The organism is Aliidongia sp., assembly GCF_035943795.1.
Classification (GTDB): Bacteria; Pseudomonadota; Alphaproteobacteria; order ATCC43930; family CGMCC-115725; genus Aliidongia.
Map to the genome: position 1 here is coordinate 23,227 of NZ_DASZBY010000154.1, position 22,488 is coordinate 45,714.

13 protein-coding genes are annotated in these 22,488 nt (G+C 65.6%); 5 read left to right on the forward strand and 8 right to left on the reverse strand.

Going from position 1 to position 22,488, the window contains the following annotated elements; translation table 11 throughout:
- Position 1 precedes the first annotated feature (1 nt).
- The 4 genes from VGV37_RS29785 to VGV37_RS29800 all read left to right on the forward strand — a co-directional run bounded on the left by VGV37_RS29785 (position 2) and on the right by VGV37_RS29800 (position 10,298).
- Complete coding sequence (locus tag VGV37_RS29785; protein ID WP_326883512.1) at positions 2–1,408, forward strand: MBOAT family O-acyltransferase; 1,407 nt, start codon at positions 2–4, stop codon at positions 1,406–1,408.
- A gap of 126 nt (positions 1,409–1,534) precedes the next feature.
- Complete coding sequence (locus tag VGV37_RS29790; RefSeq protein WP_326883513.1) at positions 1,535–3,022, forward strand: MDR family MFS transporter; 1,488 nt, start codon at positions 1,535–1,537, stop codon at positions 3,020–3,022.
- A gap of 608 nt (positions 3,023–3,630) precedes the next feature.
- Positions 3,631–9,636 (forward strand): non-ribosomal peptide synthetase, encoded by a 6,006-nt coding sequence (locus tag VGV37_RS29795; protein ID WP_326883514.1) that lies wholly within the window; start codon positions 3,631–3,633, stop codon positions 9,634–9,636.
- On the forward strand, positions 9,633–10,298 hold the full coding sequence (locus VGV37_RS29800) for a 4'-phosphopantetheinyl transferase superfamily protein (protein WP_326883515.1): 666 nt from the start codon (positions 9,633–9,635) through the stop codon (positions 10,296–10,298). The genes VGV37_RS29795 and VGV37_RS29800 overlap by 4 nt, the downstream gene beginning before the upstream one ends.
- Here VGV37_RS29800 and VGV37_RS29805 read toward each other — a convergent pair.
- The 8 genes from VGV37_RS29805 to VGV37_RS29840 form a co-directional block, all read right to left on the reverse strand.
- Positions 10,283–12,463 carry a cyclic nucleotide-binding and patatin-like phospholipase domain-containing protein gene (locus tag VGV37_RS29805; protein WP_326883516.1) on the reverse strand — a complete coding sequence of 727 codons (2,181 nt, stop codon included), beginning with the start codon at positions 12,461–12,463 and terminating at the stop codon, positions 10,283–10,285. The genes VGV37_RS29800 and VGV37_RS29805 overlap by 16 nt on opposite strands.
- A gap of 138 nt (positions 12,464–12,601) precedes the next feature.
- Complete coding sequence (locus tag VGV37_RS29810; protein ID WP_326883517.1) at positions 12,602–13,351, reverse strand: metallophosphoesterase family protein; 750 nt, start codon at positions 13,349–13,351, stop codon at positions 12,602–12,604.
- 17 nt (positions 13,352–13,368) lie between these two features.
- On the reverse strand, positions 13,369–14,940 hold the full coding sequence (locus VGV37_RS29815) for an FAD-binding oxidoreductase (RefSeq protein WP_326883518.1): 1,572 nt from the start codon (positions 14,938–14,940) through the stop codon (positions 13,369–13,371).
- A 26-nt stretch (positions 14,941–14,966) separates the two neighbouring features.
- Positions 14,967–16,040 (reverse strand): FemAB family XrtA/PEP-CTERM system-associated protein, encoded by a 1,074-nt coding sequence (locus tag VGV37_RS29820; RefSeq protein ID WP_326883519.1) that lies wholly within the window; start codon positions 16,038–16,040, stop codon positions 14,967–14,969.
- A 41-nt stretch (positions 16,041–16,081) separates the two neighbouring features.
- Positions 16,082–17,029 carry an XrtA system polysaccharide deacetylase gene (locus VGV37_RS29825; protein WP_326883520.1) on the reverse strand — a complete coding sequence of 316 codons (948 nt, stop codon included), beginning with the start codon at positions 17,027–17,029 and terminating at the stop codon, positions 16,082–16,084.
- A complete protein-coding gene (locus VGV37_RS29830) occupies positions 17,026–18,060 on the reverse strand; it encodes an XrtA/PEP-CTERM system-associated ATPase (protein WP_326883521.1) in 1,035 nt (344 codons plus the stop codon). Before VGV37_RS29830 ends, VGV37_RS29825 begins: the two co-directional genes overlap by 4 nt.
- Before the next feature lie 9 nt (positions 18,061–18,069).
- Positions 18,070–19,716 carry a TIGR03016 family PEP-CTERM system-associated outer membrane protein gene (locus VGV37_RS29835; protein ID WP_326883522.1) on the reverse strand — a complete coding sequence of 549 codons (1,647 nt, stop codon included), beginning with the start codon at positions 19,714–19,716 and terminating at the stop codon, positions 18,070–18,072.
- A 15-nt stretch (positions 19,717–19,731) separates the two neighbouring features.
- Positions 19,732–20,367 (reverse strand): XrtA/PEP-CTERM system exopolysaccharide export protein, encoded by a 636-nt coding sequence (locus VGV37_RS29840; RefSeq protein WP_326883523.1) that lies wholly within the window; start codon positions 20,365–20,367, stop codon positions 19,732–19,734.
- 502 nt (positions 20,368–20,869) lie between these two features.
- Between VGV37_RS29840 and VGV37_RS29845 the strand changes: the two genes are divergently transcribed.
- A complete protein-coding gene (locus tag VGV37_RS29845; protein ID WP_326883530.1) occupies positions 20,870–22,462 on the forward strand; it encodes an XrtA system polysaccharide chain length determinant in 1,593 nt (530 codons plus the stop codon).
- Positions 22,463–22,488 lie beyond the last annotated feature (26 nt).

A 22,488-nucleotide genomic window follows, 5' to 3' on the forward strand; every position in this document is an offset into this window, starting at 1 on the left:
CATGCTGTTCGTCGAGCCGCGCTTCTTCGTCTTCTTCGCGATCGTCTTCGCGCTCTATTGGTCGCTCCGGCGCAATACCGCGCGGAAATGGGTGCTGCTCGTCAGCAGCTACATCTTCTACGGCGCCTGGGATCCGCGCTTCACCCTGCTGCTGGCCTTCTCGACCCTGTTCGACTTCGGCGCCGGCCTGATGATGGAGGCGGCCCGCGATCAGCGGCGGCGCAAGCTGATCATCGCGTTCAGCGTGACCGTCAACCTGGCCCTGCTGTTCACGTTCAAGTACTTCAATTTCTTCACGGATTCCTTCGTCGGCTTGCTGCATGCCGCCGGCATCGCGGCCAATCCCGTCACCGTCCGGCTGATCCTGCCCGTCGGCATCAGCTTTTATACGTTCCAGAGCCTCAGCTACACGCTGGACATCTATCGGGGCCATCTGCGCGCGCGCCGCAGCCTGCTCGACTACGCGACCTTCGTGGGCTTCTTCCCGCAACTCGTCGCCGGGCCGATCGTACGGGCCTACGATTTCCTGCCGCAACTCGATGAGCTGAAGCGGTTCTCGACCGTTGCGGTGCGACCGGCGCTGATCCTGTTCTTCTTCGGCTACGTCAAGAAGGCCTGCATCTCCGACAATCTGGCGCCCTATGTCGATGCCGTGTTCGGCCATCCGGGCGATTATACCGGCGCCTCGATCGTGGCGGCGACCGTGCTCTACGCCATCCAGATCTACTGCGATTTCTCCGGCTATACCGACATGGCGATCGCGACCGCCAAGCTGTTGGGCTACGACCTGACCGTCAATTTCCGGCATCCCTATTTCTCGACCAGCATCAGCGACTTCTGGCGGCGCTGGCACATCAGCCTGTCGTCCTGGCTGCGCGACTATCTCTACGTCCCCCTGGGCGGCAACCGCGGCGGCCGGCTGTTCGCCTATCGTAACCTGATGGTGACCATGGTGCTGGGCGGCCTGTGGCACGGCGCCTCCTGGAACTTCGTGATCTGGGGCACGCTCCACGGCGGCGCGCTGATCCTGCACAAGGAATACGCCCGCCACCGGCCGGCCTTCCTCGGCCAGCACGCGGCCTATCAGGCGGGCGCCATGCTGCTGACCTTCTGGTGGGTCTGCCTCGCCTGGATCTTCTTCCGCTCGGCCAACCTGCCGGTGGCCCTCGAGCTGGCGCGGAATTTCATCACCATGCACGGCACCGGCGCCCAGGACATCGCGGCCTGGGCGGCCCCCGTCGTGCTGGGACTGGCGCTGATCCATGCGCTCGAGGCGCGGCGCCTGATCTCGGGCGCGTTGCTGACGCTCGGGCGGCCGTCGTTCTACGCGCTCGCCGGTACTGCGTCCGGTGCCGTGCTGGCGCTGACGCCGATCGCCTACCGTCCCTTCATCTATTTCCAATTCTGAGCGGAATCGCGCGTCACGGGAAACCCTGGGCGGCGCACGCAATTCAGAACTGCGTTGTTCGATCTGCCGGCCGTCGGCCGGTTGGCCTCAAATACCCGGCTCCCGTGGCCAGCGACGAGTGAGCCAATGAGTACCGCCGAGCAAGCACCGACATTCCCGGAGCGCAAGATCCGGCGCGAACTGGTGATCGGCGCCATGCTGATCTCGACCTTCATGGCGGCGGTCGAGGTAACGGTGATCAGCACGGCGATGCCGACGATCGTGGCGCAACTCGGGGGCTTCAGTCTGTTTTCCTGGGCGTTCGGCAGCTATCTCCTGACCCAGGCGGTGACGACGCCGCTCTATGGTCGCCTTGCCGACAGCTACGGGCGCAAGCGCGTCTATCTGGCGAGCGCCGCCCTGTTCCTCGTGGGCTCGCTCCTGTGCGGCTGTGCCTGGAGCATGGGCTCGCTGATCTTCTTCCGGGCACTGCAGGGCATCGGCGGCGGCGGCCTGGTTCCGATGGCGACGACGATCATCGGCGACGTGTCCGAACCGGTCGATCGGCCGCGCATGATGGGCTATGTCAGCGGCATCTGGGGCATCTCCGCCATCGTCGGGCCGCTGCTGGGCGCCCTGTTCGTCAACAGCCTCGGCTGGCCCTTCGTGTTCTGGGTCAACCTGCCGATCGGCCTGTTGGCCATGGCCATGGTCGCCCGCTTCCTGCACGAACCGCCGCGCACCGGCCGGCACCAGCCGATCGACCTGGCCGGCGCCAGCCTGCTGGTCGTCGGCGTCGGCGCGCTCATGGTGGCGCTCGTCCAGATCGAGACTCTGAGCGTCGCGGCGCTCGGCGGTCTCGCGGCCCTCGGCGCCGCGACGCTGGGCGGCTTCGCCTGGCGCGAACGCCGGGTCGCCGATCCGCTGCTGCCAGCCCATCTGCTGCGTCGCCCGATCATCCTCGCCGCCAACGCCTCTGCCCTGCTGTGCGGCGCCCTGCTGATCGGCGGATCGGCGTTCCTGCCGACCTGGGTCCAGGGCGTCGACGGCGGCGACGCGCTCGCCGCCGGGATCGTGCTCGGCGTTATGACGGTCAGCTGGACGGTCGCCAGCCTCAGCATGAGCCGTATTCTGGCGCGGGTCAGTTTCCGGCCGGTCGCGATCTGCGCTTCGATCGTCCTGGTCGCAGGCAGTATCGGCCTGGCGCTGGTGACTGCGCATCAGGACGGTCTTTGGCTCGATCTCAGCTGCGTCGCGATCGGCGTCGGGCTCGGGCTCAACAGCCTCGTCTTCACCGTGGCAGTCCAGTCCAGCGTCGCCCGCGCCGATCGGGGCCGGGCCACCGCCCTGTTCTATTTCAGCCGCCTGCTGGGCCAGGCATTGGGTGCGGCCGCCTTCGGCGGGGTGCTGAACCGGGGCCTTGAGCGGACGGCTCCTGGCATCCACGATATCGTGCGCGATCTGGTGAGCCCGGCCCGGCGCGCCGATCTCGGCATGGTCGAACTGGCCCGGCTGGTCGCCACGCTGGAGGGCGCGCTTCACGACGTCTTCCTGCTGGCGGCCGCGGTCGCCGTCGGTGCGCTGCTCGTCACCTTGTTCGTGCCTCGCATGGCCCGCCTGGGCCTCGAGGAATAGTGCGCCGGCGCCGACATCGTACGGCAACATTTCCGGAATAGACTGCCGCGCCGTTCGGCTTCCCTTCGAAGCAGCACCCCGACGGGGAAGGTTCCACGCGCCCGGTCGCGCGCGGCCGCTGCGACTTTCTCAATTATTGCTTCAATCTTCGCTGGCACGCTTTCTGCCCTGATCTGAGGTCAGACTGCGACTATGCGTTAAGCCGCCTTTAACCATCCTCAAGGGACAGTAAAGTCGAATTTATTTTTGATGGTATTGCCAATCCCCGCTTCGAGCATTAGTTAACGAGCAAGAGAATTATGGCAAAATGGCGGCGTGGCCACAGGCACGCACCGACCACTCGCCACCGACCGTTCGAAGCACATCCATCCCGCACGTACCTTCGGAAATTGCCGACCATGAAGCGCCGATCATGCGCTGCCGCTCTCTGGCAGCATGAGGTTTTTGCAGCGACGGAACCAGGGCGGCGTCTATTGGAACGCCGGATTATTGAGAATTTTGCCAATTGCGGCCAAAATTCAAGAGAATATTCAAAAGAACTTCTCAGAGATATTATCTGAGATAGGAGAAATTACGCCGTGACAGACGCGTCACCTGAGACAGTATTGATGGCTCGGGATGTGGGTCAGCCCCATGGCCCGCGCGATATCGCCGGGACTACCCTGAGCGTGTCCTACGGGGCAGCGCCCCATGCCGTCATTCGCCCGAGTTCGAGCGCCGATTCCGATCTCGTCTCGCTGCTCCGGATGCGCGCGGATAGCCAGGGGGACGACGACGCCTACATATTTCTGCCGGATGGGGAGCAGGAGGCGGGCCGCCTCACCTACGGTGCGCTGTGGGAGCGCGCGGCGCAGGTCGCCGCTTTCCTGGGTCAGCAGGACTGCCGCAATGCGCCGGTGCTGTTGCTCATGCCGTCGAGCATCGAATTCCTCATCGGCTTCTACGGGTGCCTGCTCGCGGGCGGCGTCGCGATCCCGGCGCCCCCGCCCCATCGCACCCGCGGCATGGAGCGGATCCGCTCGATCATCAGCGATGCCCGTCCACGGCTGATCCTGGCCGGGCAGCCCGCGCCGACCGGGGCCGACGGGCAATTGGATCCCGCCCTCGCCGATATTCCCTGGTACGAGATGGACCAGGTCCTGGCCGAAGCGCACCGCTGGCGCGGATCGTTGCCGGCGCTGTCCGGCGACCAGCCGGCGATCCTGCAATACACTTCGGGTTCGACCGGATCGCCCAAGGGCATCGTCGTCACCCACGCCAACGCCTTCGCGAACATCCTGGGCCAGCAGCAGACGACCGCCGATCCCGACGCGCCCCGCCTGGTATCGTGGCTACCGGTCCATCACGACATGGGCCTGTTCGGCAACATCCTCGCCGCCCCCGTCCTCGGCGGTCAGCTGGCATTCATGCCGCCCAGCGCCTTCATCCAGAAACCTGCGCGCTGGCTGGCCGCGATCAGCCGGTACGGCGCGGTCCGGTCGGGCGGCCCAAATTTCGCCTACGACCTGTGCGCCCGCGCCATCAGTGCGGAGCAGATGGAGGGCGTCGACCTGCGCGGCTGGCGTACGGCTTACAATGGGGCCGAGCCGGTGCGGGCCGCCACGCTGCAGCAATTCGCGCGGAAATTCGCACCCTACGGCTTCCAGGCCGAAGCTTGGTTCCCATGCTACGGACTGGCCGAAACCACTCTGATCGTCAGCGGCGCCCGGCGCCGGCGCCCGCCGACCGTGCGCGCCTATGCGCGCGATCGCCTGGGCGAGGGCCTTGCCGTCGCGACCACCGACGCCACAGTGCCGACCCAGACGCTGGTCAGCAGCGGCGTCAGCGTTCCCGACCACGCGGTCCGGATCGTCGAGCGCGAGACGGGCATGGCACTGGGTCCGCGCCAGATCGGCGAGATCTGGGTGGCCGGCCCCAGCGTCAGCCCCGGATTCTGGCAAGGACCGGAAGCCTCGGCCGAGCGGTTCGGGCAAAAGGTCCAAGGCGAGGACGGCAAGTTCCTGCGCACGGGCGACCTGGGCTTCTTCGACGATGACGAACTGTTCATCGTCTCGCGTCTGGACGACCTGATCGTGCTGCGCGGCCGCAACATTGCGCCGCAGGACATCGAGGATGCCGCGATCCGCTCCGGCACCGGTGCCGTGCAGACGGCGGCGGCCTTCGTCGAGGACGGCGGCGACGGCGATCGCGTCGTGCTGGTGCTGGAGATCTCTCGCGACATCCGCCAGCAGGAACAGCTGGACGCCGTCTCGCAGGCGGCGCGCGACGCGGTCTGGCAGGCGACCGAGGTCGCCCTCGCTCGGCTGGTCCTGGTCCGGCCCGGCACCATCCCGCGCACGACGAGCGGCAAGGTTCGCCGGCGCAGCACGCGCGCCGGGCTCGCCAGCGGCGAGTTCAAATCGGTCTACGACGCCGCGGCCCCGCTCCCGGCCGAACAGCCGGGTGCCGAGGGCATCGAGGCCGGGATCTCTTCCTGGCTGCAAAAGATCCTGGGGCTGGCCGCACCGCCGGCGACGACGGCGCCGCTGCATCGGCTGGGTCTCGATTCGCTACGCACCATCGAGTTCAGCGAATGGTTGCGCACGACCCATGGCGCGCAATTCTCCCTGGCCGACCTGCTGGGCGGCATCACGCTCGCCGATGTCGCCGCCGCCGTGCGGCGCGGCGGCACTGCAACCGGCGCGATGCCCCCGGCCGATCCTGCAGCGGGACGCCGCGCCCACTATCCGCTGACCCGGACCCAGGAAGCGATCTGGGCCGAGCAAAGCCGGCTGGGCGACAGTACGGCCTATAATGTCCCGCTGGCCTTGCGCCTGCCGGACGACACGCCGTCCGTGGTGGTCGAAAATGCCCTGCGCGATCTGGCAAGCCGGCATCCCCTGCTGCGCTCCCGCTTCTTCGCGACCGACGCCGGGCCGGAACGGCACCTGAGCGAGACACCGGACGTTCCGCTGGAGATCGTGGACCTTTCCGGCATGACGGCGGACGCCCGGACGGCCGAGATGGCGGGCCGATCACGCCGCCCCTTCGAGATGCAGGGCCAATTGCTGTGGCGGGCCGTGCTGTATCGCTGGGAATCCTCCGGGACCGCCTTGGTGCTGACTTTCCATCACGTCATTTGCGACGGCTGGTCGGTTTCGGCACTCGGCCAACGCCTTGCCGCATCGATCGAAGGCGCGGCGATCGAGGCGCTGCCCACACCCGACCATGATCCGATCGACCAGCTGGTCGGTGAGGAAGAAGCCTATCTGTGCGGGCGCGAGATGCTGGTCGATCTCGAGTTCTGGAAGCAACGGCTGTTGCCGCCGCCGCCGCCGCTCGTGCTGCCGCACCGTCGGGACGAGGACAAGGCCGGCGAACAGCCGATCCATCTGCATCGAATCATGATCGGCGGCGGCCGGCTCGCCCGGGTGCGCGCGGCGGCCGAGGCGAACGACGTCAGCCTGCCGGCACTGCTGCTGGCGCTCTACGGTCTGTTCCTTCATCGCAGCATCGGCAACGACGACATCGCGGTCGGCGTCATCACGTCGTTGCGCATCCCCTCCCGTCACGGCGAGACGCTGGCGCCGCTGGTCAATCCGGTCGTGGTGCGCTCCCGTTTCACCGGCCCCGCGTCGGGCCGTGCCCGCGAATTCGTCACTGCGACATCGAACGAGCTGCGCACCGCGCTGGCCCACAATCGCCTGCCCCTGCCCATGCTGGTCGAGGCGCTGCGGTTGCCTACGGTGCCCGGCCTGCCGCCGCTGTTCCAGGCGGCGTTCGGCCATATCCGTCTCAACGGTTCGTTCGACGCGGATGCCGCGACCGCGCTGGCGGCACCCGCGTCGGCCTCGCGCCCGTTCCTGCTCCATGCCCAGGAGGGCTCCAATCCCCTCTCGCTCGCCTGGGTCGAGAGTGACGACGCCTGCTTCGGCGAGTTCGCCGTCCATCGGGCCTGGATGTCCGAGAGCGCCTCGCATCGGATGGGGGCTCAGCTCGACCGGTTGATCGACACGGTCTGCGCCGATCTCGACATGCCCATCGCCACGATCCCGATGGTGTCGGTCGACGAGCGCGGCCGTCTGGAGACCTGGTCCCATGGCGCACGCGCACCGCTGGCGATCCAGGCGGAGGGGCAGTCGCTCCACGCGCTGATCCTGGCGCAGGCCAAGCTGCATCCCGACCTGACCGCCGTCATCGAAAGCGATGGCATCGCCTGGACTTATGGGCAGCTCGCCCATCATTCGGAAAGCCTGGCAGCCCAGTTGCTGGCGCTCGGCCTCCTGCCCGGCGGACGGGTCGCGGTCTGCATGGAGCGATCGACCCTATGGCTGGGCTCACTGCTGGGCATTCTGCGGGCCGGCGGCACCTTCGTGCCCATGGATCCGCAGCAGCCGGCCGACCGCCGCGCGTTCATCGTCACGGACAGCGGCGCCGCCATCGTGCTGACGGAAGCCGGGGCGGAAACCGAATTCGCCGGCGACAAGATCGTGTTCCATCCGACGGCAGGACCGTCGAGCGACAATCGGCCGGCCTTGCTACCGGTCCACGAAACTTCCGCGGCCTATATCCTCTATACCTCCGGATCGACTGGCCGGCCCAAGGGTGTCGCCGTATCCCATGCGGCACTGCGCGAGCGCCTGTTGTGGAAGGTCGAGACGTTCGAAATGACGGAGCAGGACCGGGTGCTGCAGAGCATCCCGACCACCTTCGACCCGTCGCTGTGGGAGATCTTCACGCCGCTGCTGTGCGGCGCCGCCGTCGTGCTGGCGCCGGCGCAGACCGACCGCGAGCCGGTCCGGATCGCCGCATTGGCGCGGCGTCACGGCATCACGATGATGAGCTGCGTCTCGGGCGTGCTCATCCATTTGTCCGACGCTTTCGAAAATCAGCCGCCCTATCGCCTGCGCCGCGTCATCACCGGCGGCGAGGCCCTGACGGTCGCCGGTCGCCACCGTTTCCAGGCATTGACCGGCGCCACGGTCGATCATTTCTATGGTCCGACCGAGGCCACGATCTTCTGCACCCATCTGGCGCTGCCGCCGACGGACGCCGCGATCGAGGAGATCGCAGCGATCGAGTCGATCGGCCGGCCGGTCGCCGGCGCCACGGTGCAGATCGTCGACGAGCGCGGCCAGTTGCTGCCGATCGGCGCGGTCGGCGAGATGGTGATCGGCGGGTTGGGATTGGCCAACGGCTATCTCAACCGGCCAGAGGAAGATGCGAAGCGCTTCGTGCATCTGGACGGGCTGTCCGGCGAACGTTTCTACCGTTCCGGCGATTCCGGTCGCTGGCGCGAGGACGGTTGCCTGGAGATCGTCGGCCGCACCGACGATCAGATCAAGCTGCGCGGCGTCCGCATCGAGCCGGGCGAGATCGAAGCCGTCCTGCTCCAGGCACCGGGCGTGAAGGAAGCAGCCGTCAGCGTCGAGAAGCGGGCGACCGGCAACGTGCTGGCCGCCTGGGTCGCCCTCGGGTCCGAGGGCGCCACCGGCGTCGACGAGGATGTCCTCGACGCCTTCGCGCGCGGCCGGCTGCCCCATGCGCTTGTTCCGTCGATCTTCCATATCGTCGCCAAGTTGCCGACCCTGCCCAGCGGCAAGATCGACCGGAACGCGCTGGCCGAACTGGCGGCGGTGAGCCCGGCTTCGGTCGCGACCGCGCCCGGCGCGCACGTGGTCCGCAGTGTGATGGAGGGCCATCTGCTGCGCCTGTGGCGCGACCTGTTGCAGGCGCCCGATCTGCAGCCGACCGACGACGTGTTCCAAGCCGGTGCCCATTCGCTGATGGTCATGCGGCTGGTCGGCCGCCTGCACGCGGAAACCGGCCGTACCGTGCCGGCCGCGGTCTTCTTCGATCGACGGACCCCCCGTCGCCAGGCCTTGCTGTTCGACAACGAGGAGCGGGGCGCCAGTTGGGATCAGCCGACACTCAAGCTGCTGTCGCTCATTCCCAACAGCCGCAATCTCGTCTGCGTCGCGGCCGGGAGCGGCGACCGGGTGCGATTGGAGCATCTGGCCAAGGCGCTCGGGAACGACGTCACGGTCTGGGGGCTGCTGCCGCCAGGCACGACGCCGGACGGCAAGGCATGGACGATCGACAGCCTGTCGGATGCCTATGCGGCGCTGGTCGCCGAGATGCTGGGCAACAACGGCTGCGTGATGGCCGGCTTCTCCGCCGGCGGACCCTTGGCCCATGAGGCGGCCTGCCGCCTGCGCCGCACCGGCCATACGGTCGACGGCGTGCTGCTGTTCGACAGTGCGCATCCGATGCTGCCGGGCGTCAACGTCCGGATCTTCGGGCTGATCCGCAACGGTCTGGGCCGGCTTGGCCATCATTCCTGGATCGCCAATACCTGGCTGGTCGGGCGGGCGCGCCAGATCTTCGACGACCGCGGGCTCTATATCCACCTGGCCGCCCTGCCCGATTGGCGCGGCAGCCGCTTCGACGGGCCGATCACGATCATCCGCGGCTCTGTCACGCGCTGGATCAGCGGGCTGCTGTTCAGCCCCTGGCGCCGGCACGCGCAGCGGTTGGACTATGAAAACGCCCGTGGACTGCACGGCGGCCTGTTCCACAATCGGAACGTCGACGGCGTCGCCGCGATCGTCAAGCGGCTCATGAATAAATCTTGAACGCACGCGCGCTCGTCCTCTGGAGCGAGCTTGCGCCTCTCGATGCCGATCCCCCGCGCTGGAGCGCGCTCGCCGCCGATCTGCCGGCCAGCATGACGGTCGGGGTCGGCGACTCATTGCGCGAGAGCGACCGTCGCCTGCGCCTGCTCGGCCGGGTGCTGTTGGCACGCGCGCTCGTCCGGATCGGCGCCGGCGAATGCCATGGCCTGACTTTCGACAGCCTGGGCCGCCCGCACCTGCCCGGCGATCTCGACCCTTCGATCAGCCATACCGGCGGCCTCGCCTGCGCCGCCGTCGGCGTCGGGTGCCGCATCGGGGTGGACGTGGAGCGGCGCCAATCGATCGAGCCAGCGCTCTATGACCGCGTCCTCGCGCCCGACGAACGCCGGCATGCCGTCGGATCGAGCGATCCGGACGGCGAGTTCCTGATGTTCTGGACGATGAAGGAAGCGGCGGCCAAGGCGGACGGGCGCGGCTTGCAGCATGATCCGCTGGATCTGCTCTGCCGCATCGGCTCGGATGCCCAGAGCGCCACGGTCCAGGTCGAAGCGGTAAACTATCGGATCCGGTCGCTACCCCTGCCGGCCGGATGGCTCGGCAGCTTCGCGACCGACACGCCGCGAGACCTCGGTTTCACGGCCGAGGCCTACAGCTTCAGCTGATTGTCCCACCACTTGGCGACCCTGCCGATCGAGTCGGTATAGCCGAACTCGGCGATCGCGCGGCCTTTGACGTGATCGGTCACGGAATAGTCTTTCAGTTCCGGCTCGAGCAGCAGATCCGTCGTACGCTTCAGGTTCTGCGCCCGATTGGCGATGCTGCCGATGGCCATCGAGCGCGTCAGGATCTCGACGATGTTCGGCATGCCGACCGAGTTGGCCCAGGGGTTGAGCCTGTTCCACAGGATCCGCCAGCCCGACAGGCCGTAGTCATAGGAGTAGGACGTCGACACGCCCGCTTTCGGCGTCACGTTGATGACGATCAGCAGGCCCTTGCCGTTCAGCTTGTTCATGGTCTCGGTCGGCAGGCCGTCGAGCAGGCCGCCGTCGACCAGCAGGTCGCCGCCGCGGATGACCGGCGGCAGCAGGCCGGGCGGGGAATTGCTGGCCAGAACGGCTTTCCACAGGGAACCGGACGAGTGCACCACACTCTGCGCGCTCGTGAGGTTGCACGAGATGCAGAAGAACTTGCGCCACGAATCCTCGATCGCGCCATCGCCCATCAGATCGTGCAGGCCGCGCGAGAAGCGGCGGCCGGACATGAGCGATACGAGCGGCAGCGTGAATTGCTCGCCGGTCTTGACCAGAGACATGACGCCTTCGAGGATCTCGTCCGGCCCGCGACCCAGGGCGTACTGACCCGCGACCAGCGCACCGACGCTGGTGCCGCCGACCACGTCGACCGGTATGCCGTGTTCCTCGAGTGCCCGGATGATGCCGATATGGGCGAAGCCGCGGGCACCGCCGCCGCCGAACACGACGCCGACCGAGTTGCCGGTCAGGCTGCGCGCGACGCGGGCCCAGTCGGCCGCGCTGCCGGCGCGGACATGCATGTGCTGATGGCCCGGGCGCAGGGCCAGGTGATTGATCGTTCCGGACGGGACCGTGATATTGGGCGATTGCAGCAGCAGCGTCGTCCAGCGCTGCTCGGCCGTGGTCGCAACCTGACGCACGACCCGCTCGACCGGTCCGATTTCCGGTCGGGCCGAACCGTCTATCATCATCAGCACATGGTCGGCCTGCCGGGCGCAGAGCTGGGTCCACGGCGAATCATGCTCGTCGGCGACATAGAGAATGCAGGAGAAATGACGCTCGAGATCGTTCAGCCAGCGTAGCAGAGCGAAATTGCGCTCGGGCGCGTCGCCGGACTGGTCGTTGACCGCGTAGCCGGCCTCGGTGCAGATGTTGGACGTCAGCAGGATGATGGACCCACGCCGACCCAAGGCATCCGACAGCGCATTGGCCGATTCCCGGAGCGGCATGCCGGGCGTGGCCGCGATCAGGGCGAGCGATGGCAGGTTGCCGCCGTGCTGGCGGCGGAACCGGGCCATGCCGGTGCTGACGCCCTGGGCGGCCCGGACGAGGCCACGGGTGATCCCTTCGGGATCCCGCCGCAGGATTTCCAGATATTCGCGCTTATCGAGGCGGGCAACGGTGGTGTCGCGCCGGGCGATGATGTCGGCCGAGCGCCGCTGGTCGGTCATCAGGCCGAGTTCGCCGACGCTCTCGCCCGGGCCCATTTCGTTGACCAACTCGGCCTTGCCGTCCGGTCCCTTCTTCACCACGTCGAGGCGGCCGTTGATCACGACATAGATCGCGTCGGACACGTCACCCTGCCGGAACAGCACTTCGCCGCCGCGCAGCATGATCTGCTCGGCCATCCTGGCCAACTGGTTGGCGGTCTCGAGCGTCAGGTCGGAAAACAGGATGCTCTGGCGCAGGCCCAGCACGAGGCTGAGGAACGTGGCGCGCGCCACGGCCCGGTCCCAGATCGCCGACATTTCGGCTGGCCAGGACTGACGCAGCGCATTCGCCTGGGCGAGCGAGAGCCGCCACAGCACGGTCTCGGTGATCGCGGTGACGGTCATCAGCGACGGACCGGCGGCCGGCAACAGGGAAACCGACACCAACTGGCCGGGGCCGAACGTGTCGAGGTCGATTTCCTGATCGGTCAGGCCGCCATGGGCCTGCAACTGACCGGATTCGACGATCCAGAGGCTATCGGTCGTGTCGGATTGGGTAACCAGCGTGCCGTCCGCAGCGATGACCTGGGTCTCGAGCGAAGACACGATCACGTCGAAAAATCCGTCTTCCATGCCCTCGGTCATGCCAAGCGCGCTGCAAATTGCTTGTCTCGTACCGTTAACGCTCATCCGCGCGCACTTTCGCCAGCCTGCAGGTCGCGAGGTTTTGGAGTGTGCAGCAAGTAGTACGCGGGAATGGGGGCTCATCAAGGACAATTTATTTCAGCTGTTCGTTGCGAGATAACGACGCTGACCGGCTTCAAGCACGAGACAGGTCAAAACGCCCGTAAAGAAGGCACCAGTGTCGATGGCGATCCGATTCGGGAATTCTTCGGGCTGTGAGACGGGAGTGTGACCGTGCACGACGACCGCACCATGGGAAATCTTGGATCCGAGGAATGGACTTCTTATCCATAATAGATCCATTTCGCGCTGGCGAGCAAGTGGGACACCGGGCCTGACGCCGGCATGCACAAAGAAGAAGTCGCCGAGGCGGTGCTGAGTCACAAGCGAATCCAGAAAATCATGATGAGATTTCGGCAAGCGGTCGGACAGGTCTTGTGCCAGACGCGGCAATTCTTGGCCACCACGCCACGGTAGTCCATAGCTCGCAACGGTCGCAGCGCCGCCGATTGCAAACCATTTGGGACCTACCTCCTCGGGTTGTTCGAAAAACGCCATCATCATCGCCTCGTGATTTCCTTTGAGGTGGATGGCCGTGACGTTGTCCAGGGGGTTATCGATAAGCCGATCGAGAACATCGGCTGAGGAGGGCCCGCGGTCTATATAGTCCCCAAGGTAGACGATCAGGTGTTCCTTTGCCTGTGTCAGAATTAGGTCATGGCGGATTAATTCGTGAAGCGCATCAAGCGGTTCCACGCATCCGTGAATGTCGCCTATGACATAAAGCCGCAGGCCTTCGGGAACTTCTGGCTTTGTCAGTTGTTTATGCCCGCGTCGCCAGCCGAACATGCGATGGAAATCCGATACTAGAGGCTGTAGCGTCCCGGCGAGATGATCCCGTCCGGATCGAGCGCCTGTTTCAGCGACCGGACCGTTGTCCAAAAAATATCTTCCGGACGCAATACCAGATCCATGTTGTCGATATCGATGCGATAGGGCGTACAGCCGAGGGCGAAATACGCCTGGTTGAGCGCCCGCAGGCATTCCTTCGCCTGCTGCCGCCGGACTTGGTCGGCGCGGCTGAAGTCGATGCTGACGACGCCTTCCAGGGTCCGGTCCGTCATCAGGTTCAGGGTCACGGCCGGCTGGAACCCGAAACGGGCGCCAACCTGCACGGTAGCATCCATGGCCGCCTGGATCGTCGGGCCGTCCAGCGGAATCACCGGTGCCGAAAACGCGATGCCGCCGACGCCCAGGTCGGGATTGCCTTCGTGCGCCGATCGATCGGCCGACGGCCAGTAGACGCTGTGCAACGCCTCGCTCGTCGGCACACCGGTCGGCAGCCGCAGCAACGGCTCGACGCCCAGCAGGAACATTCTAAGTGCGCTGAGGCCCGGCAGACGGGAAACCTGTTTCGCGATGTTCAGCAGCTTCGGCGTCATGAAGCGCACGCGACCGAACCGGCTGAGCTTGGCGCGCACGCGGCGGCGCGATTCGGCGACATGGCCGGGCGTGCCCGCCACGACGCCGATGGCGCTCCATTCGCCGCGCATCTGCTTGTCAGCGATCGCCTGGGCCGCTTCCCGCGATGCCGGCAGGCCGGCCGCGACCAATTGCCGATAGATGAGCGGCGTGAGCGTGATCTCGCTGCGCCGCCGGTTGCCGACATGGACGATGGTGTCGAGCGAGCCTTCCTGGACCAGGTCGCGCATCGCCTCGAAGAACGCCGGCAGGTCGGCGGCGCTGAGGCTGACCAGGAACATGGCCTGGGCCGCCGGACGCGGCAGCAGCTTGATGGTCAATCCCACCACGATGCCGAGGTTCGACTGCAGGAACAGCCCGCCCAGATCGGGGCCGATCCCGAAGCGGCAGAGCGCGCCGATCTTCGATTCCGGAAAATGCGCGAAACCGGTCTTCAGCACCTCGCCCGTGCCGAGCACGACCTCGACCGACAGCACCTGTTCCGCCCGGAGCGAATTATAGGCAACCCCGCGCTCGAGCGTATTGCCGACCACGCTGGTGTCGGTCCCCGAGCCGGTGACGTCCAGGAAGAACCGGGAATTGGTCTCGGCCAGATGCTGGGCCAATTGCGCCTGGGTCACGCCCGGCTGCACGGTCACGACGCCATAGCGCTCGTCGACCGGCCCGATCCGGTTCATGGCGGAAAGATCGACGACGACATTGCCGCTCTGCACCGGCAGGCGGGAGCCGAGACCCCAGTTCTTGCCGCCGCTGATGGCATAGAGCGGGGTGCCGTGGCGCCGGGCCGCCAGCACGACGGCCTGCACCTCGGTCACGTCTTTCGGCCGGACCACGAGGGGGATGGTTCGCTCGTGCCCGCTGGTCGCCGCATGATAGTGCGAGATGTCCTCATCCTCGATGAAGACGTGCGAGGGGGAGGTGCTTTTCAATTCGGCGGCAAAGTTCTCCAAGCTCACGCTTCTCTCCTTTGCCGGAAAGCCGGCTAGCCCACCTGGCGTCCGAACCACGGTCCGATCAGATTGGCGACCGGCAGCGGCAGGCGTTTCCACGCCTCGATCTTACGCTGGTATTTTGGATTGTTGGGATTTACGTCAGGCATGGTTACTCCTTCCTTAAGAAAGAACTCGTGGTTCACCGGCCGCGGCTCGAACCCCCAGTTCTTCTTGAAGGCGTAAGGCCCGGTCTCGAGCTTGCTGCGGCCGAAATCGAAGGTCTTGTAGCCGCGCGCGGACGCCCGGCGCATGACCCGGAAATACATCAGGTCGGCGGCGCCCAGCTTACGCGCGTCCGGATCCGCGCCGGTGTAGTAGGGCATCACCTTGTCGCGGAAATAGAAGTTCAGCACCGACGACAGCGGCCGGCCATCCTGATAGACGGTCAGGATGTCCGCGTCGGCGCCGAACACCTCGAGCAGGGTCGCGATGTAGCGGCGCGAAAAGACCGGGGTGCCCAGGTTGCGCATGCTGAGCGAGTAGAGCTGGTAGAAACTCTTGAGATCCTCGTCGATCCGGTCGACGAGCGTCGATTCGACGGCCTTGCGGACGACGGCACGCTGCTTGCGCGGTATCTGCTTCAGGCAGGCATCCTCCTCCGCCTCGATCGGCCGCTCGAAACTGGCATAGATCCCGTCCTTGATCTGCCACGAGCCGTCGGTATGCGGGTTGGCGGGGTCGCGGTATTCGATGTACTCGGCTGCCGAATTCGCGAGCAGTGCCTGGGCGGCGCGGTCGAGCGCCAGGGCGGCCTCGGGCTCGTCGACCGCGGTCGAGCCGCCGACGCACCAGCCGGTGGCGACGAGGCGGGTACCGAACATCTTGCTGCGGACGAGCACGAGCGGCAGCACGCCGTGGATCTGGCCGTCGCGCGTCGCTTTCAGGAAATGGCACTTCTGCCCGAAGCTCTTCTCGATGACGGTGCGCCAGCCCGCCCGATGGAAGAATGTCGCCTGGGGACAATGCTGCACGAAGGCGTCCCACGCCGCCATGCCGGCGTCGTCGAGGGTGCCGACCTCATAGGCCGTGGTTTCGCCGGCGCCAGCCGGGCGATTGGACGTCATCAAAGACAAGCCCGAGGCTCCCGTAATTGTAGGCGACCGACCTAGTTCGACAAGAAGGAACCGAAGACCCGGTCCATGCGGTCCCAGCGGAAATCGGCGAGCAGCCGCTTCAAGCGCGGCTCCATCCGATCGAGGTTCAGGTAGTGGCGGAACTTGCCCTTCATCGACAGGCCCGGCACACGCGGCTGGTCCGGATCGATCTCCCACGGATGGAAATAGAAGATGCAGGGTCGCTTCGAATCCGAGTGCAGCCGCCGCACTGCCCAATTGAAGGCCGCGTAGGGCATCAGCCGGAAATACCCGCCGCCGCTGCAGGGGATCGTCCGCCCCAGCGCCTCGACCGTGCACATGGGGAACTCGACGAAAGCTTCCCCGGCGCGTGGCCGGAACGGGCCATGGGGCGCCTCGGGCATGCCGTAGAGGTCGTGATGGACCGGGAAGATGCTCGAGCTGTAGCGATAGCCCTCGGCCGCCAGCGCGTCGAACGCCCAGAGATTGGTCCGGCCGATCGAGAAGGTGGCCGCCCGATAGCCGGTCACCTGCTGGCCCGACAAATCCTCGAGGAAGCCGCGGGTCCGGCGGATGTCCTCGCGGAATTCCTCCGGCGTCTGGGACGTGACGAGATGATGCGCCCAGCCGTGGCTCGCGACCTCGTGCCCCTGGTCCGCGATCCGGCGGATCAGTTGGGGATAGCGCTCGGCAACCCAGCCCAGGCAGAAGAACGTAGCGGAGACGTTCGCATCGGCGAAGATCTGCAGCACCCGGTCGGTGTTCAGCTCGACCCGGCGCTCGAACTCGTCCCAGCGGTCCCGCGCGACGGTGCGGGCGAAGGCCTGGACCTGGAAGTAATCCTCGACGTCGACCGACATGGCGTTGACGATCTGCCCGGAATCCTGCCGGGCCGCGCGGTCGATCGGCGCGAATCCTGCAGCACTGATCGGCGATGCGGCTTGAGCCTGGAAGCTGGCGGTCTGCGGGCTGGTGGTCAAGGTTTCCTCCCGGCGCCGAGATTGACCTCGGAAATGTAGTCCGACAGGCTCAACAGCGCACGCCGAAACGCCATATCGTGGCGGCGCACCCGCTCTTCGAGTGCCGCGAGCCGGATCTCGTGATCGGAAGACAGGTCCGACACGCGATGCGACATCGCCGCAGAGATGCCGGTGCTGGTGGGATAGTGCGGCATCGATCCTTCCGGCTGGGTCGACGCGGTCTCCGCCTTCAATTCCTCCGCCACGTCGGCCACGTCTTCCACCGACAGGATATGGCGCTCGTCCAGGCAGAGATGCAGCAGCAGGCGCGCGCACAGCACGTTGATCCGGCGCGGCACGCCACGGGTATGATGATAGATCTCTTCGAACACGCCGTCGGCGAAGCCCGGATCGCCCGACCATCCCGCCTGCTCCAGCCGGAAGATCACGTAGTCCTTTACCTCGGACTCCTCCATCGGCAGCAGGTGGCAGGACGCGACGACGCGCTGCTGCAGCTGCTGCAGCTGCGGACTGGCGATCGCGTCGCGGAATTCCGGCTGACCCACGAGGATGGTCTGCAGCGGTGCGCCGTCCGGCACCTCGATGTTCGACAGCATGCGCAGCTCTTCGAGCGCCGGAAAGGGCATGTTCTGCACTTCGTCGACGATCAGCAGGCAGCGCTCGCCCGATGCGGCCGCCTCGGTCAGCAGCGCCTCCATCTGACGCAGCAGCGAGGCTTTGCTGCCGTCGGTCTCCGGCACGCCGAAGGCACTCACGATCATGCGCAGCGTGTCTTCGGCGTTGAGATGGGAGGTGACGATCCGGGCCACCCGGTATTGCTGCTCCTGCTGCAACCCGGCCAGGAGATGGCTGAGCAGGGTCGTCTTGCCGGCGCCCACGTCACCGGTGACCACGACGAAACCTTCGCCCTGGCTCAGGCCGAAGGTCAGGTAGGAATGCGCCCGGATATGGCCGCGGCTGCCGAAGAACAGGTTCGGGTCGGGCGTCAGCCGGAACGGGTGGCTATGGAATCCGAAGAATTTTTCGTACATGACCGGTGCTCAGAATTTGTGACTGAGCTGAATGACGAGCGCATCTTCGTCGGTCTTGAACGTGCCCGTCTCGTGGCGCCGCGTCAGATCGACCGTCATGTTGGTCTTTTCGTTGACCTTATAGGCGAGATTGACGCCGGTGAGCAGGCTGTTGGTCTTGCCCACATCCAGTACTGTGGCCGTATCCACCGTATGCTGCGCCTGGGCGACCAGACTGATCGCGGTCAACGGTCCGATATTGCGGCCGACCGTGGCGCTGATGTTCTCGGCCCGATCGCCGCCCCGATTGCCGCCGAAGTCGCGGGCGGTGAGCTGGCCGTTGAGGTTGAAGAAATTCAGCCCGTGGGTGCCGCCGACGCCGAACTGCAGGTTCCGGGACCGGTAGACCCCGTTCACCAGATTGTTGTTGGTCTGATTGGGAGTGGCCGGAAGACCGCCGACGGGGGTCACGAGCGCGCCGGTGGTATCGACCGTGACGCCCTGCAGCGCATTCGCCAGTGTCTGCTGCTGGGTCTGGACGGCGATGTCGTAGGTCGCCGTGAATTGCACGGTCGGGAAGACCTTGTAGGTCAGCGACCCATTCTCGTACGGCTTGTCGTAGCGCCGGCCATAGCGCAGCGTCAGATCGGTGCGCGGCCCCGGCACGAAGTGGATGCCTGTGTTCCAAAACACGCCGGACAAGCTGCTGGATGAGAAGCCGGACTGGTTTTCCGAGAAATTATCGTAGCCGACCGTGACCGGGATGCGGAACATCGTGTTGATCTTGTACTCGGCATCGGCCTCCGCCGTCTGCTGGTCGAGATGGGTCTCGGTTCCGCGCGAGACGCTCTGCGACAGCGACATGTCCCAGGTCAACTGGTTGAACAGCGCGCCGCTGGTCAGCTTGGCCGAAAGCGTCTGCTGCGTGCTGTCGTTGAGGTTGTTGGCGGTGGCATTGTTGCCGCCATCGAAATAGGCGACCTCGTTCAGCGAGTAGGACAGGGTCGAGACGGCCCAACTGCCCCATTTCTCCACGTAGGAGGGGGTGATGGTCGCGTTGGCGACCTGCGTCTGATTGGCGAGGCCGGATCGAAGCGTCGCCGCTTCGGGACCGGTCTGGGCGATCTGCTCCTGGTCGACCGAGGCGCGCAGGTCGATCAGGAAGATGTTCTTCACCGGCTCGAAACGGTCGACCGTCAGAAGGTCCTGGCGATAGCCGTCGAGCGCGCTGTGCGTGGCATAGATATCGCCGCTGACCGAATAGTTGGCGGTGATCTGCGTCCGTTCCGTCTTGCCGGAAACGTCGAGGCCGCCGGTGATGGTGCTGAGCCAATCGGATTGGGTATTCGTCGGCACCACGAAGACGTTGTCGGTGTAGGTGCCCTGGATGCTGCCGCTCGGCGTGATGGTGAAGGCCGGCTTGCGCTCCTCCACGGCATCGACGACGGTCGCGCCGATCTCGCCCGAGGCCGCCAACCGCGTCGCGGCGAGACTCTGCTGGCTTGCGTTCCCGTTTTGCTGGATCGCAACGTTCTGGCCCTGCTGGTCTTGCCCGCCGCCATAGGTCTGCGCCTCGGCCGGCAGGCTGAGCACGAGGACGAACAGCGAAGATGCAAGCGTCAGATGCGTGCCGAAGCCTCGGCGCGCATCCGCCGAAGCCTCCGTTCGACGGTCCAAATCAGACACCGCTTCTTAGAACCAGCTTTGCGGGATGACCAGAATATCGCCTGGCAATACCGCCACGTTCGCCGACAGGTCGCCATCGTTCAACAGATCCGTCAGGTGGACCTGATACTTGGCTTCCTTGCCGTTTTCCTGGCGCACCAGGATGGCCCGGTTGCCGGCGGCGAACTGGGTGATGCCGCCGACCTGGATCATCACGTCCAGCACTGTCATGCCGTCGTTATATTGCAGCGCCTGCGGCTTCGCCGCTTCGCCGACCACCCTCACCTGTTGCGAGTACGGCCCCTTGAAGCCGGTGATCATGACCGACACGATCGGGTTTTTGACGTACTTCTTGAGTTCGTCCTCGATCTCGCGGGCGACCACGACCGAGGTCTTGCCTGCCACCGGCAGGCTCGGCACCAGCGGCAGCGTGATCTGGCCGTCCGGGCGGACCGGAACGTTCGTCGACAGGTCGGGATTGCCCCAGACGAAGACCTGGAGGGAATCGCCGGGCCCGATCAGGTAGACGGGATGCGGCCGGGCCGCGTCCTGCGCCACGGGGGGGGCGTCGCCATACGAGGAACAGGCTGCGACGGAGACCAGTGCCAGCCCCTGCACCAGGATCGCGGCCAACCTGCCGAAACGTGAAAATTCTGACTTCATCTCGTCCCTCACGCCGTCATCACAACGTCGCCGCGAATTATTCCATGACTTGGTCCGCACGCAAGCTTTTCACGCATTGGCGAATGTTCCGTGCCCTGACTGCATGGCATCGTTTCCGAAGAAAGAAAAGAAATTTGACGAAGACGATGAAAATTTGGCATACCGACCCGCACTTTAGAACTTCGTCCGGTCAAACCGGCGCGGCCGCTGCGGCAGAAGTCGCCAGTCGACAGCAATGAAGCTGCGCGATTGAGACCAATACGTGAACCTTCAATTGCGCATCGATTATATTTATTTACCGTTAAGAGGTCGTTTCGGCCGATTTGGCGGCGCGCCATCTTGTAGCATGCCGCAAACCCACGTTCCGCTACCCGGCGGACCGTTAGGGGTATATTAATTATGGGCGGGTATTTGTCTTGGCAGCTAGGGGCTTAGCTATCGGATGCTTTGCCCGCGAACAGTGCCAGAAGGTTGTGGTTGATCTATGCAACATCTGTTGACGATGGTCCTGAGCCGCACGCCAGCTCTCTGGCAGCGGCGATGGCTGGCGGTTTTCGTTGCCTGGATCGTCTGCCTGATCGGTTGGCCGGTCGTCGCCCTCATTCCCAGCCATTACGTCTCCGAGACGCAAGTCTACGTCGACACGCAGAGCCTGCTGCAGCCGCTGCTGAGCGGGATCGCGGTCGACATCGATCCGAACCAGCAGGTCGAGATCCTGAAGCGGACGTTGACCAGCCGCGCCACGCTCGAGCGCGTGGTCAAGATGACCACCCAGCGCGATACGGCGATGACGGATTCGGCGCTCGACCAGGCGGTCAATACGCTGCGCCAGAATCTGAGCGTGCGCAGCGCGCAGGACAAGACCTTCACCATCAGCTACGATTCCCTGAGCGCCAACCAGGCCTATCAGGTCGTGCAATCCACGCTGAACCTGTTCATCGAGAGCAATTTCGGCACGATCCGCCAGAACCTGGACAATGCCCAGACCTTCCTGCGCGATCAGGTCGCGCAGTATGACGACCGCGTCCGCAAGGCCCAGGAAGCGCTGTCCACCTTCAAGCAGAACAATCTGGACGTCCTGAACGGCGGGAACTCCTATGGCGAGTTGCTGGGCAAGACCCGCGACGACGTCCGCGAGCAATCGGCCCAGCTGGACGACCTGAAGGCCCGCGCCGGCGAATTGCGGCGCCAGCTCGACGCGGAACCGAAATACGCCGCCGCCTCGACATCGACGACGACCTCGGATACCTCACCGGGCCTGGAGACGCGCATCCACGAGGTCGAGCAGCGGCTCGACTCGCTGCGCACCCACTATACCGATGATCATCCCGAGGTCGTGAACACGATCCACCTGCTGACGAACCTCAAGGCGGAATACGCCAAGCAGCAGAAGTCCGCTCCGGCGCAGCAATCGATGGGTTCCAACGAGGTCTATCGCCAGGTCAAGATCCAGCTGGTCGACACCGAAGCCCAGATCGCGTCCGGCAAGAACAAGCTGGAGCGGCGCCGCACCGAACTGGCGGCCCTCGAGCAGCAGGCGTCGAAGATGCCCGCGATCGACGCCGAGCTGCAGCGGCTGACCCGCGAATTCGAGACGGCCCGTGCCAACTACGAAACGCTGGCCCAGCGCCTGCAGGCGGCAAACCTGTCCGAGAGCCGGGAAAACCAGGCGGACAAGATCCAGTTCCGGATCATCGATCCGCCGCAGGTGCCGACCCGCCCCTCCGGCATCAAACGCTCGCTGCTGCTCACGCTCGTCCTGGCCGGTGGCCTGGCGCTCGGCGGCACGATCATCCTCATTCTCGTGATCATGCAGAAGACGTTCGTCGACAGTCAGCACCTGGCGCGGGTAACCGGATATCCGGTCGTCGGCACGGTCTCGCTCGCCCGCGACGAGCGCGAAGAAAATTCACACATGGTCAAGACCATCCTGTTCGGCGGTCTCTCCCTGGGACTCTTCATCATCTGGGGTGGCCTGATGATGGTGGAACGCGATGTCGGGCTGCCGGCGCTGTTGCCGAGCAAGCTCCGCCAAGGCCAGACGACCGCGCTCATGCCGCTCGACGGCATGCCGCGGCCCCACCACACCGCTTGACCCAAAATACGCGAGGCCATCAGCTC

Excerpts from the sequence above, each read along its gene's own strand:
- VGV37_RS29810 (WP_326883517.1), bottom strand. The coding sequence starts at position 13,351 with ATGTTCGGCTGGCGACGCGGGCATAAACAACTGACAAAGCCAGAAGTT.
- VGV37_RS29795 (WP_326883514.1), top strand. The coding sequence starts at position 3,631 with ATGGCTCGGGATGTGGGTCAGCCCCATGGCCCGCGCGATATCGCCGGG.
- VGV37_RS29830 (WP_326883521.1), bottom strand. The coding sequence starts at position 18,060 with ATGTACGAAAAATTCTTCGGATTCCATAGCCACCCGTTCCGGCTGACG.
- VGV37_RS29840 (WP_326883523.1), bottom strand. The coding sequence starts at position 20,367 with ATGAAGTCAGAATTTTCACGTTTCGGCAGGTTGGCCGCGATCCTGGTG.
- VGV37_RS29845 (WP_326883530.1), top strand. The coding sequence starts at position 20,870 with ATGGTCCTGAGCCGCACGCCAGCTCTCTGGCAGCGGCGATGGCTGGCG.
- VGV37_RS29820 (WP_326883519.1), bottom strand. The coding sequence starts at position 16,040 with ATGACGTCCAATCGCCCGGCTGGCGCCGGCGAAACCACGGCCTATGAG.
- VGV37_RS29805 (WP_326883516.1), bottom strand. The coding sequence starts at position 12,463 with ATGACCGAGGGCATGGAAGACGGATTTTTCGACGTGATCGTGTCTTCG.
- VGV37_RS29790 (WP_326883513.1), top strand. The coding sequence starts at position 1,535 with ATGAGTACCGCCGAGCAAGCACCGACATTCCCGGAGCGCAAGATCCGG.
- VGV37_RS29785 (WP_326883512.1), top strand. The coding sequence starts at position 2 with ATGCTGTTCGTCGAGCCGCGCTTCTTCGTCTTCTTCGCGATCGTCTTC.